We start from the raw sequence: 14,578 nt of genomic DNA on the forward strand, positions 1-14,578 counted from the left end.
GCAGGATCAGGCCGATGGCAAGGTGTCGTCGAAGGCGATGTCCAATGCGCTCGTAGGCGTGTATTCGTGCCAGCGCCCGATCAGCGTGGCATCTGCGGCGCTGTGAATGTCGGCATCTTCGCCCTCGCCGCCCGGCTCGCCATCGGCGCCCAGGCTGCTCAAGTCGTAATCGCTGACTGTACCGGGCGACTGGTAAACGTAGGCATTGCCCCAGGGATCATTGGCCGCCAGCGGCCCATAGGACGCGAGTGCAGCCAGCCCCTGCGCCGTGGTGGGGTAACTGCCACGGTCATCCCGGAACCGATCTAGCGCACGCATGATGGCCTGCATCTCATCCCAGGCGCGGCGCTGCAACGGAGTCAGTTGCGGCCGCGCATCCTCGACCGGATTGGCCGGGCGGATACCAGGGTAGTTGGTCTTGGCATAGGCTTCCATTTCCTGGGCGATCGTCAGGTAATGCTCGGTCGCCGATGCACCCAGCACTCCGCCGTCGATGAAGGCCATGAAGTCTTTTTCAAAGCCAGGCCGAATCGTCAGCACCACGCGCGCGCTGCCGGCACGCAAAAAGGTGCGGTGCATGAAGTCCGGGTGATCGAGGTATTTCTTGAGCTCCCAACGGCTGGTGTGCGACCAGAAGTAGGGGTAGAGGAAATACAGCATGTTCTCCCACTCGATCGCATGGTGCAAGAACTTGATGATTTCGCCCTGCGCCATGACCTTGGCCCAGATATCTGGCGTGGCCACCGTCTGCCCGCTGCCATACAGATTGGCCGGAACGCCTGGCGGTACAAAGTGAAAATCTGGGCCAAAAATCCAGCGCAACACACCTTTGGAGACTTCTTCGCGCTCAATCTTGCGCAGAGACAAGGCGTCTTGCGCTCCCAGCTCTTCTTGCAACTGCGCCAAGCGGGACTTGAGGTTGGCCCGGTTGGATTCATAGCGGGCTTGCGCAGCGTCCCGGAGCGAACCCCAGGCCCGCATCTGCCAGGACTGGAATACCTCTGTCTTGAGGTGTGCCACCACCACTACATCCAGCGTGAATGCCGAGAGTTGCCAGCTAAAGACCGTAATGGTCAACCGCCCCGAGGCATTGATCCAGCGTCCAACGTCGGTATTGAGGAAGCAGTGATGATCCTTGCCTTCCCACCAGCTGTTGGGCAACTCGGTCTGCACCGAGGAGACGAAGTAGTCCTGGGGCACTTCGATGTCGTAGGAGGTGTTCTCGGCCCGCTTGGATTCGTCGAACGATGACCATTGGCGCGAAAAGCCGCGCACGATGCGAACTTCAGCAGCAGGCGGCGGCTCGATGGCGACGCCATACGTTGCGGCCAGCGCCTGGTAGTTGCTGCGCGATAGCATGGTGGGCTGGAGGTCAAAGCGCGCCCAGGGTTGCGTGGATCCGGATGCGCCAAAGCCTTGACCCAGTGCGGTCTGAATCTCTCGGATTTCCACGATTTTGGAGAGGATGTCCGACCCCGGCTCGGGCAACGTTACGTCGTAGGTGAGCCGGATGCCGTAGCGAAAGAGATCGACCTGCCACTTGCGGATGAGTTGATAGTAGTCCGCACGGGTGGCGCGATCAAAAGGGTTGACGATCTTGCGAACCGCCTGGTCCTCGGTGCCGGAAGCCGACGCCACCTTGAAGCTGACTTTGTGCTCTTTTTTGGTTCGCGAAGAAGCCTTGCGCGTGAACTCATTGCTCTGGTTGCGTGCAAACTGCTGCGAACTGCTGGCCGAATCCGACGCGTTGTACCCAGCGCTGGCAGAAATGCTCACCGGGCCATAACCGCCAGACGCTGTGACCGACATATTAAAACCGCTCGAATGCTGCTGCTGCGAAGCAGTTGCCTGGGACAGCTCGGACTTTTCAGTGACGCCCTCTTCGCTGAAGGTTTCCAGGTAATCCGTGACGATGCGCTCGAACTCCTCGGAGGTATTCGACCACTCCTTGTGCGTGATGTTGACTTCTTCCTTCGGACTCAACGGAACCGAATAGACCAGTTCACCACGCTCAATGCCCACGGGGGTGAATCCGATGCGCTCCAAATGCAGATAGCCCACGGGCTCGATTTCGAGTCGCTTGCCAAAGGCAAACAGCGCATCCTTGGCCACCTGGATCGAAGCCAAGGCCGCCGCCGGCACCGTTTTCAGCGACAAGGATTGAAGGTTAGCCCCCGGAAAAAATGACTGTGCCACCGCCTGCACCACCTCATAGGCCTGCCGTCCCTGCGCACTCGACCCGGCCACCTGGGCCAAATGTTGCATCTGCATGGGCAGCGCGTTCACCGGCAGCGGCAGCGTGGTCTCGTAATCCTGCGGCAGTTGCATGACCACATGCTCTTGCAGCACTGTGCCCATCGCTGCGGCCCGTGCTGCCGCACTGCCAGAGGCGGTCGCCTTGAGCGTTGCCGTCTTGCGAAACAAGGCGGCGCCCGGAAAGCGCTCGTTGATGAAAGTGGCATCGACCTTGTAGGCTTTGCCCAAGGAGGCCGCGGTGACTTTGATGCCCTGTGGCTTGGAATCCATGCTGCCCTGCATGTGCGATTCCAGCGTACGTGCGGCTTTTTCAACCTCCTGCGCCTTGCGCTGGCGCAAGGCCAGCAGCGCCTGCCCTACCTGCACGATGTGCGCCGGATCAGCCTGGGCCAGTTGCGGTAGCGCGCCGAGATTGCCCGATGCCGTCGGCCCAGCGGTGGTTGCACCAGCCGCTTCCACCACCTCCAGCACAGCCAGCGCAGCCTTGTTGCGGCTCAGGGCCTTGCGCAAATCAGGCAGCTCGATAGCGGCGATTTTCATGGCCGCCAGACCGCTCCACTTGTCCAGCGCCCGCCGCGGAGGCCTGCCCCCAGGCTTTTTATCAGGCTTGATAGGCGTGTAGGTTGCCCTGTTAAGGGTTCGTTTGGAATTGCCAAGCTCTGCCATCGTCGCACTCCCGAAGTTACCGGTTGACCGACACCTATGAGGGATTCTCGAACGCACGAGCGGGACTATATCGTCCAGGCAGAATGGACGTAAATGGAAAAATTAGCCACTCTTGTAAGCAAATATGACGAAGTTAAGAGCAAAAGAATTTGAATGAACTCTATACACCGGCCAAGGCATGCACAGCGCCCTATTCCTTTGGGGCCGTCGTGGATGAACAAGGGTGGCCCCACTGCGCCGCTCCCTGCAATCCATCCCTCAGCTTCTCTGGCGCGCGATGTGCTGGGGCCCCAGTTCGCTGCAACCCGTGGCGCCGAGCATGGCGAGGTTGCGATCGACCTCGTCGCGCAGCAGGGTGATTGCGTGGAGCACCCCCGCTTCACCGGCAACGGCGGCTGCATAGTTGAAGGGTCGGCCCACCAGAACCAGGCGCGCGCCCAGCGCAATGGCCTTGAGCACGTCGGAGCCGCGCCGAAAGCCCCCATCCACCAGCACCGGGTAACTCGGGCCCACGGCCGCGACCACGTCTTCCAGCACGCGCATGGGCGATATGGCCCCGTCGAGCTGGCGCCCCCCGTGGTTGGACAGCACCACGCCATCGGCCCCGGCATGCTGCGCCTGCAACGCGTCCTCCACGCTGAGCAGGCCCTTCACGACCAAGGACCCCTTCCAGCGGCGGCGAATGGCCTCAATGTGGCGCCAGCTCAAATGGTCGCGCGCCGAGAAGTCGCGCAGGACCGTGGAAGAAACGATGGGCGCACCGCGCGTGGCGAACGAATTTTCAAAGTGCGGCATGCCGTGGCGCAGCAGCGTGCGCAAAAAGGTTCCCGCCACCCAACGCGGCCGAACGAGACCATCCCATGCCAGACGCAGGCTGGGGCGCAAGGGTGTGGAGAAACCCGTGCGGATGTTGTTCTCACGGTTGGCGGAGATGGGGATATCCACCGTGACGACGAGGGTGCGAAAACCCGCACGCTCCACGCGATCGATGAGCGCTTCAATGCGTGCCTGATCGCCAGGTAGGTAGGCCTGGAACCAGGTGCCCGGGCTGTCGCGGGCCACGTCTTCCATCGGAATCAGCGACGTACCGCTCATCACAGACGCAATGCCCATGCGCCGTGCAGCACGCGCCAGCACAAGATCGCCCCGGTAGGTGGACAGCGCATTGATGCCCATGGGCGCTATCCCGAAAGGGCTGCTGTAGCGTTCGCCAAAGAGCTCGACGGATTGCGACCGTTGCGATACATCGCGCAGGACCCGCGTCACGAAGGCAAAGTCTCCAAACGCCGCGCGGTTGTCGCGCAGCGAGGCGTTGTCCTCCGCCGCACCGGCGATGTACCCGAAGATGGGCCGGGGCAGACGCCTGCGCGCGGCGTCCTCAAAGTCGTGCAGCGACAGCATGCGGCGCAATACAGCAGGCGAGCGCGGCGCGGTGGTAAACGGCGTAGCAGTGGAGACGGGCATGGCAGATGGTCATTGCGTTGAGGGATCAGCGCCACTGTAGATTTCCGCATCAGTGAATAAAAGCGGAATATTTAGAATGACTTTGTTCGCTTTTTGCCAATCTCTCTGCACATGCCCCATCCCTCGGTCAAACAACTTGAAGCCTTCTGGTGGGCGGCCACCTGCGCCAATTTCGCCACGGCAGCGGAGCGGGTGCACCTGTCGGTCTCCTCGCTGTCCAAACGCATCAGCGAACTGGAGTCCACGCTGGGCCAGTCGCTGTTCGACCGCAGCGGGCACCGTGCCGTGCTCACCAAGGCGGGGGAGCGTCTGCTGCCGGCCGCACTGGAAGTACTCAACGCCATGGCGGCGCTGGGCCATACGCTGGGCTCCCGCGAGGAGCTTGCGGGCCGCTGCCGTTTTGGCGTGGGCGACCTCTCTGCGCTCACGTGGCTGCCCACCTTTGTGGCGGCAGTGCGGCGAACGCACCCACGCCTGGCTCTGGAACCTTGCGTGGATGTGGGCGGGGTGCTGGAGCGCCGCCTGGACGACGGCGAACTGGACTTCGCCGTGATCGCAGGACGCTCGTCGCGCAGCACACTGCTATCGCAGCCCGTGGGCGCCGCGCGCTTCGCCTGGGCCCTGTCACCCAGCCTGGCGGGCGCCAGCCGCCTGGGCATCAAAGCGTTGCTGCAGCAGCATCCCCTCGTCACGCTGCCGCCAGGCGCTGGCACCACGCGGCTGCTGGACGACTGGTTGCTGGCGCAAGGTGTCACCGTCCGCGAGCACATCCTGTGCAACAGCCTGGGGGCTGTGGCGGGCATGCTGCGCGCAGGAGTGGGTGTGGGGTTTCTGCCCTCGGGGTGGGTGGGCCCGCTGGGCTTGCGCGCCCCGGGCGCACGCACGCCACTAGCGCCGCTGCAGTACAGCTTCCAGTGGCGCCGGGGTGATGCGCGGGCACTGATCCCCGCCATGCAACGCCTGGCGCAGGCAGAGGTGGACTTTTCGGTGTCGCATGCGCTAGGGATGTCCTGCATAACCCTCGCGAGTCGGTGGTAGTGCGGATCGGGTGGGGCCGCAAGGCGTCTTTTGGCAGCCAATAGCCGGGCTATTGGCAAGAAAAGCAACGCAGCGGACTGCCCGAGACCGCGCTATCACAGACCGCAGGGAGTTATGCACGACATCCCTAGGGATCCTCTGCACGAATTGAACGGCAAGTGGGCGCTGCGGAGCGGGATGGGCTGCAAGGCGCAAAAACGCAGCAATAGCCGTAGCTAGCGCGAGTATTTGCAACGCCACAGACCGCCCGAGGCCGCAGATGCACACGGCGCGGTGATTCGTGCAGAGGGTCCCTACGATTGGCAGCTTGAGAGCCCGGCGCGTTCCCGCAAATACGCCAGGACTTCACCGTAGGTCCCTTGAAACTCAGTGCGGCCTGCCCGGCTCTCGCGCTGGTAGGCGTACATGGGGTCGTAGTAACACCGCAGCAGCGCCGTGATCCAGTCGCGGTGCTGCGCAGCATCGCCCTGCGCCTTCTGCTGGGCCAGGGCGCGGAGCATCGTCGCCCGCAGCATCTGGTGACGATCTCCCCCCAGGCGCTTGTGCAGTTTGTCCAGGCTTTCCAGCAGGCGGGCAGAGAAGGCGTCAAACCCCTGCACCTCGCCCTGCGCAGCACAAAACTCGGCGCACTGCGCGACCACGTAGTCCCGCAGGATGCGCTCGACCCTGGCTTCAAAGGGCTCCTCGACATACACCATCGGGGCCTGCTCCAGGCACAGCCTCAGCTCCAGCGGCACAGCGCAGCGCCCCACATGCCGGCCCTCGTCCTCGACGACGAACAGCCGCTGCCCTGCCGCGCGCTTCTTGAGGATGTCGATGGCCAGCTGGTTCTCGAAATCAATCTGCGCGGGCTGGCCGCTCACACGCTGGCCAAAGCTGGATCCCCGGTGGTTCGCGTGCCGCTCCAGGTCAAGTCCGCTGGCCAGCTGTTCAATCAACTCGGTCTTGCCGGTGCCCGTGAGCCCGCCAAGCACCACAAACCGGCATTCCTGGGCAGCAGCCTGCGTGGTCTGCAGCAGGAAGGTGCGCATGGCCTTGTAACCACCAATCACGCGGGGGTAGTCGATGCCCGCTTCGCTCTGCAGCCACTGCTGGACGATCTGGGAGCGCAAGCCGCCGCGAAAACAATAGAGCACGCCCTGCGGATGTGCCTGCGCAAACTCGGCCCAGGCCTGGATGCGCGCCCGCTTGATGTCGCGGGATACCAGCGAGTGCCCCAGCGCAATGGCCGCCTGCTGGCCCCGCTGCTTGTAGCAGGTTCCCACCTGCTGGCGCTCGGCATCGTCCATCAAGGGTAGGTTGACCACTGCAGGGAAAGCCCCCTGGGCAAACTCCACGGGTGCACGCACATCCATCATGGGCACATCGTTCAGAAAGATGTGCCGGTAGTCGGCCAGGTTCTCCATGGTCAGCCCAAAACGACAGCGAAGGCCTGTCGCGCCGTCAAGTGGCCGATGGGCGCAAGCTGCAAGCCACACCCGGCTGCCACTTGCAGAAAATCGCTCTCGCCTTCGGGTGCCACGGCAACCAACAAGCCGCCGCTGGTCTGTGGGTCGCACAACAGTTGCTTCTGCATGTCGTCCAGCGGCGCAATCCTGGCGCCATAGCTGTCGAAGTTGCGCTGGGTGCCGCCGGGCACGCAGCCTTCGGCCAGGTAGTACTCCACGCCGCTCAGGCGCGGTACGGCGGCATAGTCAAGGACCGCCGTCAGGCCACTGCCATCGGCCATCTCGACCAGGTGGCCCAGCAAGCCAAAGCCCGTGACATCGGTCATGGCCATGACGCCCGGCAACTTGCCAAAACGGCTGCCGGGCTGGTTGAGGGTGCACATCAGGTCGCGCGCGCGGCCTACGTCCTCGGGCAGCAGCTTGGCCTTTTTCTCTGCGGTGGTGAGGATGCCGATCCCCAGCGGCTTGGTCAGGTACAGGCGGCAGCCCGCCGTGGCGGTGTCGTTGCGCTTGAGGTGGCGTTTTTCCACCACGCCCGTCACGGCCAGCCCGAAGATGGGCTCCGGCGCATCTATCGAATGCCCGCCGGCCAGCGGAATGCCTGCAGCGTCGCACACCGCGCGTCCGCCGCGTACCACCTCGCGTGCCACCTCGGCCGGCAGCACATTCACCGGCCAACCCAGGATGGCAATGGCCATCAGGGGGTCTGCACCCATGGCATAGATGTCACTGATGGCGTTGGTGGCTGCAATGCGCCCGAAGTCGAACGGGTCGTCCACGATGGGCATGAAAAAGTCGGTGGTGGACACCACACCGCGTTCGTCGTCCAGCGCGTACACGGCAGCGTCGTCCCGCGACGCATTGCCCACCCACAGGCGCGGGTCCAGGTTCTGGGCGCCGCTGCCCGCCAGGATCACGTCGAGCACCTTGGGGCTGATCTTGCATCCACAGCCTGCACCGTGGCTGTATTGGGTGAGACGGATGGGGGTGCTGGGGGAGGCGATGCCAGGAGGGGTGTCGGGAGAAGTCATGGCCGCATTGTCCCGAATCGGCGGGCTACTACCATTGCGGGGCCGCAAAAACACCAGGGCCTGCCCACGCATTTGATTTGCGTGGGGAGGCCCTGAGGGGTGCGCCCGGCCAAAGCCGATCCGGGGCGCAACACGTGGCCGGTCAGGCCGCGGGTGTCAGCTCCGGCACTCCGCCCATGTAGGGGCGGAGAACGGCCGGAACCTCGACGGTTCCGTCCGCACGCTGATAGTTTTCCAGCACCGCCACCAGCGTGCGGCCCACGGCCAGGCCGGAGCCATTCAGCGTGTGCAGCAGTTCGTTCTTGCCTTGTGCATTCTTGAAACGGGCCTGCAGGCGGCGGGCCTGGAAGGCTTCGCAGTTGCTCACCGAGCTGATCTCACGGTAGGTGTTCTGCGCGGGCAGCCACACTTCCAGGTCGTAGGTCTTGGCGGCGCCAAAGCCCATGTCGCCGGTGCACAGGCTCATCACGCGGTAGGGCAGGCCCAGCTTCTGCAGGACGGTCTCTGCGTGGCGGGTCATTTCTTCCAGCGCTTCGTAGCTCTTGTCGGGATGCACGATCTGCACCATCTCGACCTTGTCGAACTGGTGCTGGCGGATCATGCCGCGCGTGTCGCGGCCATAGCTGCCAGCCTCAGAACGGAAGCACGGCGTGTGGGCCGTGAGCTTGATGGGCAGGTCGGATTCGGCCACCACCACGTCGCGCACAAAGTTGGTCAGCGGTACTTCGCTGGTGGGGATCAGGTACAGCGCAGCGTTGTCCGGCACAGGCTCGCCGTCCTGGCCGCCCTTCTTGGCGGCAAACAGATCGCCTTCAAACTTGGGCAGCTGGCCGGTGCCCTTGAGGGAATCGGCGTTCACCGCGTAGGGCACATAGCACTCGGTGTAGCCATGCTCCTGGGTCTGAACGTCCAGCATGAACTGGCTGAGGGCACGGTGCAGGCGGGCAATGGGCCCCTTCATCACGGTGAAGCGCGAGCCCGAGAGCTTGACGCCCATGTCGAAATCGAGCCCCAGCGGGGTACCTACGTCAACGTGGTCTTTCACTTCGAAGGCAAAGGTGCCGGGCGTACCCCAGCGACGCACTTCCACGTTGCCCGCTTCGTCGCTGCCCACAGGCACCGATTCATGCGGCAGGTTGGGCACGGCCACCAACATGGCCTGAAGTTCGGACAGGATCTGTTCCAGGCGGGCGGCGGATTGCTCCAGTTCCACCTTGCCTGCAGCCACTTGGGCCTTGATGGCTTCGGCGCCGTCCTTGTCGCCCCGGCTTATGAGCATGCCGACCTGCTTGGACAGCTGGTTGTGCTGAGCCCGCAGCTCTTCGGTGCGGGTCTGCAGCGTCTTGCGCTCGGACTCCAGGGCCTGGAAAGCGGAGACGTCCAGGAAGGCCTGGGGCTTTTTGCGGGTTTCCAGCCGCGCGATGGCGGTGTCGAGGTCTTTGCGGAGGAGAAGAATGTCAAGCATGGCTGGATTTTAAAGGTGTGGTCGGACTGGGCTCAGGCAAGGATTGCCGGGTCGAAGTTGGCGCCGCAGAGAATGAGGGCCACCGTTTCCTGCGGCTGGGGCTTGTAGGCACCGATCTGCAACGCCGCCAAACCCAGCGCGGCAGCGGGCTCCACGGCCAGTTTCAACTCTTTCCACAGCCACAGCTGGGCGGCGCGGATGGCGTCGTCGGGCAGCAGCAGGGCATCGTGCACATGGCGCTGGCTGACCTCCCAGCCAATGGCGCCGATGCGGCGCGCGCCGAGGGAATCAGCGGCCACGCCACCCACGTCCACATCCACCGGCTGGCCTGCGGCGCGCGCCGCGTGCAGGGTGGGCGCAAGTTCCGGCTCCAACGCAACAACATGGGCGCGGCTCTCCACCCACGCGGCCACGCCGCCGATGAGGCCACCGCCGCCCACACTGACCAGCACCGTGTCGGGCAGACGGCCACCCTGCTCTTCCATCTCCAGTGCCAAGGTGCCTGCACCGGCCACCACCTCGGGCTGGTCGTAGGCGTGGGCCTGCAGCGCGCCGGTGGCCTTCTGGCGGGCCACGCAGGCCTCGAAGGCTTGTGAATAGGCAGCGCCGGTGACGACCACCTCGGCGCCCAGCGCGCGCAGCCGGGCGCGCTTGGCCTCGGGCGACACCTCGGGCACAAACACCTCGCAGCGCACACCCAGCGCCTTGGCGGCAGCAGCCACGGCAATTCCGGCGTTGCCGCCTGAGGCAATGATCACGCCACTCTCGGGCACCGGGTTGGCCAGGAGGCGGTACAACATGCCGCGCGCCTTGAAGCTGCCGCCCACCTGCAGGTGCTCCAGCTTGAGCCAGACCTCGGCGCAATCCACGCCCAGGGACTTGCCAGAAACGCGCATCAGCGGCGTGGTGCGCAAAAAATCAGGCTGGGTGGCCAGTTGGTGGCGGGCGGCGGCGATGGCGGCGCGGTCGATCATGCAGGGGCTCCGGTGAAGCTGGTGGGGTCAAAAGAAGGGGCAGTGTAGGGGTTGCCCGCAACATGCAGACACAACGCTGACTGCACGCGCGCCGCACAACTGCCGATAACATGGGCAGAGCAGCCCCCACCCCAACGCGGTGGTCGGCTTGCGCGCAGGAGAAAAAGCATGTTCTTTGTGTTCGGCCCGTCGGGCCAGATGTACCGGGGTGGCCCTGAAAACCTGGCGCGTATTTCTGCGGTGCGCAGCGTGCAGCGCCCGCAGGCCCTGCGCACGCGGGCCATGGACGCGCAAGATGGTCAGCCGGGGCCCATCTTCACGGCCTCGCCCCGTCCCACTGCGGCCCATGCCAGCGCTGCCGCACCTGCCGCCATCGTCAACCTGCGCATGCACGACGCCGTGAGCGCCTATGCGCAAACCGAACAAGGCCCCCAGGCCACCGCCCGCCAGCCGCTGACCAAGGTGAGCGACGTGATGACCACCGGTGGCGTGAGTGTGGCGCCCGGTGTGCGCGTGAACGATGCCTGGCAGACCCTGGCCGAGCATAAGGTGGCGCAGGCGCCGGTCGTGGATGCGCTGGGCCGCGTGATTGGCCTGCTGCTGCGGGCCGACATGGCGCCGCTGGACCTGCTGCCCGAGCCCGGTGCCGTCAAGCAGGCCATCGACCTGGCGCGCCGCCCGGTATCCGAAGTGATGGTGAGCCCCGTGCCCACCGTGTCGCCCGACACCGAGCTGCGCCGCGTGGCCGCCGTGCTGCTGGACACGGGCCTGCCCGGCCTGCCGGTGACCGACGAGGCGGGCGTGCTGTCGGGTTTTATCTCCCGCACCGACATCCTGCGCGCGGTGGCGGCGGACCCACCGCTGGATTTGTGGAGCGGGCCTGCGATGGCGCTGTAGCGCAACCCATCCTGCACGGCGACAAAATAGGATCCAAATCAGGCCCTATCGCTTATCCATCAAGCGCTAGCAGCTATCAATTAAGAAGCAAAAACCAACGAACACCTTCCCATAAGGCGCCCGCTGCCCCCAGATCAATGCCCCGCAGGCCCGGTCTCTGGCGTGCGTTCGGTGATGCTCAAGCCGGTGGTCGCGTCGATTTTGAGCCCCTTGGGCAGCGGGAACTTGATGGTTTCCTCGATGCCCGCCATGGTGCGTACCGACACAGCGCCCAGCGCCTTGATGCGGTCGATGACCTGCTGCACCAGGATTTCCGGCGCCGAGGCTCCGGCGGTCAGCCCCACGCGGGCGAGGCCGTCAAACCACTCGCCTTTGAGCTCTTCGGCACTGTCCACCATGTAGGCGGTGGTGCCCAGCTTGGCAGCCAGCTCGCGCAGGCGGTTGCTGTTGGAGCTGGTGGGGCTGCCCACCACGATCACCACGTCCACCTGCGGACTCAGCACCTTGACGGCGTCCTGCCGGTTCTGGGTGGCGTAGCAGATGTCCTGCTGCTTGGGCTCGCGCACGCTGGGAAAGCGCGCGCGCACGGCGGCAGAGATTTCGGCCGCATCGTCCACGCTCAGTGTGGTCTGCGTGACCACGGCCAGCTTCTCGGTCTGCCGCGGCTGCACCCGGGCCACGTCTTCCACGTCTTCCACCAGGTGGATGCCATGGTCGAGCTGGCCCATGGTGCCCTCGACCTCGGGGTGGCCCTTGTGGCCGATCATGATGAATTCGTAGCCCTCTTTGGCGAGCTTGGCCACTTCGACGTGCACCTTGGTCACCAGCGGGCAGGTGGCGTCAAAAATGCTGAAGCCACGCGCCACGGCCTCTTGCTGCACGGCCTTGCTCACGCCATGGGCGCTGAAGACCAGCGTGGCGCCGGGCGGCACGTCCGACAGCTCTTCGATGAAGATCGCGCCCTTGGCCTTGAGGTCGTTGACCACGTAGGTGTTGTGCACGATCTCGTGGCGCACGTAGATGGGGGCGCCAAACTTCTGGATGGCGCGCTCCACGATCTCGATGGCGCGGTCCACCCCTGCGCAAAATCCGCGCGGCTCGGCCAGCAGGATCTCTTGCGGCGCCTGCATCACAGGATCCCGATCAGCTGCACTTCAAAGGTCACCGGCTGGCCCGCCAGAGGGTGATTGAAGTCGAACAGCACGGCGCCGTCGTCACGCACCTGCATCACGGCCCCCGCGTAGCTGCCCTGGCCGTCGGGCGTGGGGAACTGCACCACGTCGCCCACGTTGTACTTTTCGTCAGGGTCGCCCAGCTCGTTCATCAGCTTGCGCGCCACCCACTGCTGCATGTCGGGGTTGCGCTCGCCAAAGGCCTCGCCCGCAGGCAGCTCGAACGTGGTGCGCGTGCCCTCGGCCAGGCCCAGCAGGCGCTGCTCCATGGCGGGCGACAACTCGCCCGCGCCCAGCGACAGGGTGGCGGGTTTGTCGGCAAAGGTGTTGATCACATCGCCTGCAGGGCCCGCCAGACGGTAGTGCAAGGTGAGGAAAGAGCCCGGCTGGACGGTGGGAACGGAGGCATCGATAGAGGTCATGAAAGTCCCGATAAACTGGCCTGCATTGTAGAAAACCGGGCAAAGCCCTACGCCCGTCACTCCCTGACAGGCGTCAAAGACCCTCGCGCCATGCCCCTCAAAGACCTGCCCGCCGACGCCCAGCCCCGCGAAAAACTGCTGGCACGCGGCCCCGCCGCCCTGGCCGATGCCGAGCTGCTGGCCATCCTGCTGCGCACGGGGATCGTGGGCAAGGGCGTGCTGCAGATGGCGCAGGAGCTGCTGGACCCGCCCGGCATCGACCCGGACACGGGCGCCATCACCGGCGGCTTTGGCGGCATTGCCGGCCTGCTGCACACCAGCGCGGCCGACCTGGTGCGCATCAAGGGCCTGGGCCCCGCCAAGCGCGCCGAGCTGGTGGCGGTGCTGGAGCTGGCCCGCCGCGCACTGGCCCAGCAGCTGCGCGAACGCGAGGTGTTCGACTCGCCCGATACCGTCAAGCACTACCTGCAACTGCACCTGGCGGCCAAGGGGCACGAGGTGTTTGCGGTGCTGTTCCTCGATGCACAAAACCGCCTGCTGGCGCTGGAGGAGCTGTTTCGTGGCACCCTCACGCAGACCAGCGTGTACCCGCGCGAGGTGGTGCTGCGCGCCCTGCACCACCAGGCGGCCGCCGTGGTGCTGGCCCACAACCACCCCAGTGGCAGCGTGGAGCCCAGCCGCGCCGACGAGGCGCTGACCCAGACCCTGAAGACCACGCTGGCACTGGTGGACGTGCGCGTGCTCGACCATGTGATCGTGGCGCCCGGCCAGGCGCTGTCGATGGCCGAAAAGGGCCTGGTGTGACTGCGCCTGCGCCCGCACCGGCCCACCCGACGACGGCATTGCACGCCGCACTGGCACGCGCTACGCGCGGCCCCGAAGGCCCTATGGGCGCCGCCCAGCCTGCCCCTGCCCCCACCACCACCGCCGTGCCCCGGTCCGCCCGGCGCGCAGGTTTGGCCGACAAGAAGGCTGCGGCCAAGGCGGCGATGCGGCCTGTCCGTCATGCCCCCGCGCCGCCCGCCATCGGTGACAACCCGGCACCGCCCCGACGCCGCGCACCACCTGCCCCTCGCCGGGCAGGCGAACGCATCACCCAGCTGCAGGACCTGGCCACCGTGGCCCGCCGCCTGCGCGAGGACCAGGAACGCCGCGAGGCCGAGGAGAAAGCCCAGCGCGAAGCCGCCGCCCGGGCCGAGGCCGAGCGCCACCTCTTCAGCCGCAGCGTGGGCCCCGTCACGCCACTGCGCAACCCCAACGTGGCGCGGTTGCGCAAGCACCAGCCCCCGCCGCTGCCCGTGCAGCACTGGTTGGATGAAGAGCGCGTGCTGCGCGAATCCATCAGCGACGACTTTGACGTGACCACGCTGCTGGACACGGACGACCAGTTGAGCTTCCGCCGCCCCGGCATCGGCGTGGAAGTGACGAGCCGCCTGCGCGCGGGCCATTGGAGCATCCAGCGCCAGCTGGACCTGCACGGCCTGCGCGTGGACGAGGCGCGCGAGGCGCTGGCCGACTTCATCCGCCACGCCCACAAGACCGGCCTGCGCTGCGTGCGCGTGGTGCACGGCAAGGGCCTGGGCTCACCGGGAAAGAGCCCGGTCCTCAAAGGCCGGGTGCACAGTTGGCTGGTGCAGAAGAACGAAGTCCTGGCCTTTGTGCAAGCCCGGGGGGATGAAGGTGGAGCAGGTGCGTTGGTGGTCCTGCTACGCTCGGCGCAGAAGATGCTGCGGAAATAGGGCCTA

The 14,578-nt window shown here is 65.5% G+C and carries 12 protein-coding genes; 4 read left to right on the plus strand and 8 right to left on the minus strand.

Annotated elements, in window-relative coordinates:
* Positions 1-6 precede the first annotated feature (6 nt).
* Positions 7-2,796, minus strand: a complete 2,790-nt coding sequence (locus ACODS0_RS18080) for a type II secretion system protein GspG (protein WP_488836230.1) — start codon at positions 2,794-2,796, stop codon at positions 7-9.
* 384 nt (positions 2,797-3,180) lie between these two features.
* Positions 3,181-4,386: an alpha-hydroxy acid oxidase gene (locus ACODS0_RS18085; protein ID WP_488836231.1), complete on the minus strand. Its 1,206-nt coding sequence runs from the start codon at positions 4,384-4,386 to the stop codon at positions 3,181-3,183.
* Positions 4,387-4,497: 111 nt separating this feature from the next.
* On the opposite strand from ACODS0_RS18085, the gene ACODS0_RS18090 reads away from it, so the two are divergent.
* Complete coding sequence (locus tag ACODS0_RS18090; RefSeq protein ID WP_488836232.1) at positions 4,498-5,424, plus strand: LysR family transcriptional regulator; 927 nt, start codon at positions 4,498-4,500, stop codon at positions 5,422-5,424.
* 293 nt (positions 5,425-5,717) lie between these two features.
* Here the strand turns inward: ACODS0_RS18090 and mnmH are convergent, their stop codons facing one another.
* From mnmH to ACODS0_RS18110, 4 genes are all read right to left on the minus strand, one after another.
* Entirely contained in the window at positions 5,718-6,830 is a 1,113-nt protein-coding gene (mnmH, locus tag ACODS0_RS18095; RefSeq protein WP_488836233.1) for a tRNA 2-selenouridine(34) synthase MnmH, read from the minus strand.
* A gap of 2 nt (positions 6,831-6,832) precedes the next feature.
* Entirely contained in the window at positions 6,833-7,903 is a 1,071-nt protein-coding gene (selD, locus tag ACODS0_RS18100) for a selenide, water dikinase SelD (RefSeq protein WP_488836234.1), read from the minus strand.
* Between the two features lie 142 nt (positions 7,904-8,045).
* Entirely contained in the window at positions 8,046-9,368 is a 1,323-nt protein-coding gene (serS, locus tag ACODS0_RS18105) for a serine--tRNA ligase (RefSeq protein ID WP_488836235.1), read from the minus strand.
* A gap of 32 nt (positions 9,369-9,400) precedes the next feature.
* Positions 9,401-10,342 carry a threonine/serine dehydratase gene (locus ACODS0_RS18110; RefSeq protein WP_055402251.1) on the minus strand — a complete coding sequence of 314 codons (942 nt, stop codon included), beginning with the start codon at positions 10,340-10,342 and terminating at the stop codon, positions 9,401-9,403.
* Between the two features lie 168 nt (positions 10,343-10,510).
* On the opposite strand from ACODS0_RS18110, the gene ACODS0_RS18115 reads away from it, so the two are divergent.
* The gene (locus ACODS0_RS18115) at positions 10,511-11,239 is read left to right on the plus strand and encodes a CBS domain-containing protein (RefSeq protein WP_487262136.1); all 729 of its coding nucleotides are present in this window, start codon (positions 10,511-10,513) and stop codon (positions 11,237-11,239) included.
* A 134-nt stretch (positions 11,240-11,373) separates the two neighbouring features.
* Here ACODS0_RS18115 and ispH read toward each other — a convergent pair whose 3' ends face one another.
* Positions 11,374-12,369: a 4-hydroxy-3-methylbut-2-enyl diphosphate reductase gene (gene ispH / locus ACODS0_RS18120; RefSeq protein WP_436131589.1), complete on the minus strand. Its 996-nt coding sequence runs from the start codon at positions 12,367-12,369 to the stop codon at positions 11,374-11,376.
* Positions 12,369-12,833, minus strand: a complete 465-nt coding sequence (locus ACODS0_RS18125; RefSeq protein ID WP_488836236.1) for an FKBP-type peptidyl-prolyl cis-trans isomerase — start codon at positions 12,831-12,833, stop codon at positions 12,369-12,371. The genes ispH and ACODS0_RS18125 overlap by 1 nt, the downstream gene beginning before the upstream one ends.
* A 90-nt stretch (positions 12,834-12,923) precedes the next feature.
* Between ACODS0_RS18125 and radC the strand changes: the two genes are divergently transcribed.
* Together radC and ACODS0_RS18135 are read left to right on the plus strand one after the other, a co-directional pair.
* On the plus strand, positions 12,924-13,637 hold the full coding sequence (gene radC / locus ACODS0_RS18130) for a RadC family protein (RefSeq protein WP_488836237.1): 714 nt from the start codon (positions 12,924-12,926) through the stop codon (positions 13,635-13,637).
* Between the two features lie 185 nt (positions 13,638-13,822).
* The gene (locus ACODS0_RS18135) at positions 13,823-14,572 is read left to right on the plus strand and encodes a Smr/MutS family protein (protein ID WP_488836340.1); all 750 of its coding nucleotides are present in this window, start codon (positions 13,823-13,825) and stop codon (positions 14,570-14,572) included.
* The last annotated feature ends 6 nt before the right edge of the window (positions 14,573-14,578 follow it).

Source organism: Acidovorax sp. FG60, from assembly GCF_057808995.1.

Bases quoted from the DNA above. Each gene is read 5' to 3' on its own strand.
- selD (WP_488836234.1), bottom strand. From the start codon at position 7,903: ATGACTTCTCCCGACACCCCTCCTGGCATCGCCTCCCCCAGCACCCCC.
- ACODS0_RS18125 (WP_488836236.1), bottom strand. From the start codon at position 12,833: ATGACCTCTATCGATGCCTCCGTTCCCACCGTCCAGCCGGGCTCTTTC.
- ACODS0_RS18090 (WP_488836232.1), top strand. From the start codon at position 4,498: ATGCCCCATCCCTCGGTCAAACAACTTGAAGCCTTCTGGTGGGCGGCC.
- ACODS0_RS18110 (WP_055402251.1), bottom strand. From the start codon at position 10,342: ATGATCGACCGCGCCGCCATCGCCGCCGCCCGCCACCAACTGGCCACC.
- ACODS0_RS18080 (WP_488836230.1), bottom strand. From the start codon at position 2,796: ATGAAAATCGCCGCTATCGAGCTGCCTGATTTGCGCAAGGCCCTGAGC.
- ACODS0_RS18135 (WP_488836340.1), top strand. From the start codon at position 13,823: ATGCGGCCTGTCCGTCATGCCCCCGCGCCGCCCGCCATCGGTGACAAC.
- mnmH (WP_488836233.1), bottom strand. From the start codon at position 6,830: ATGGAGAACCTGGCCGACTACCGGCACATCTTTCTGAACGATGTGCCC.
- ispH (WP_436131589.1), bottom strand. From the start codon at position 12,369: ATGCAGGCGCCGCAAGAGATCCTGCTGGCCGAGCCGCGCGGATTTTGC.
- ACODS0_RS18085 (WP_488836231.1), bottom strand. From the start codon at position 4,386: ATGCCCGTCTCCACTGCTACGCCGTTTACCACCGCGCCGCGCTCGCCT.
- ACODS0_RS18115 (WP_487262136.1), top strand. From the start codon at position 10,511: ATGTTCTTTGTGTTCGGCCCGTCGGGCCAGATGTACCGGGGTGGCCCT.
- serS (WP_488836235.1), bottom strand. From the start codon at position 9,368: ATGCTTGACATTCTTCTCCTCCGCAAAGACCTCGACACCGCCATCGCG.
- radC (WP_488836237.1), top strand. From the start codon at position 12,924: ATGCCCCTCAAAGACCTGCCCGCCGACGCCCAGCCCCGCGAAAAACTG.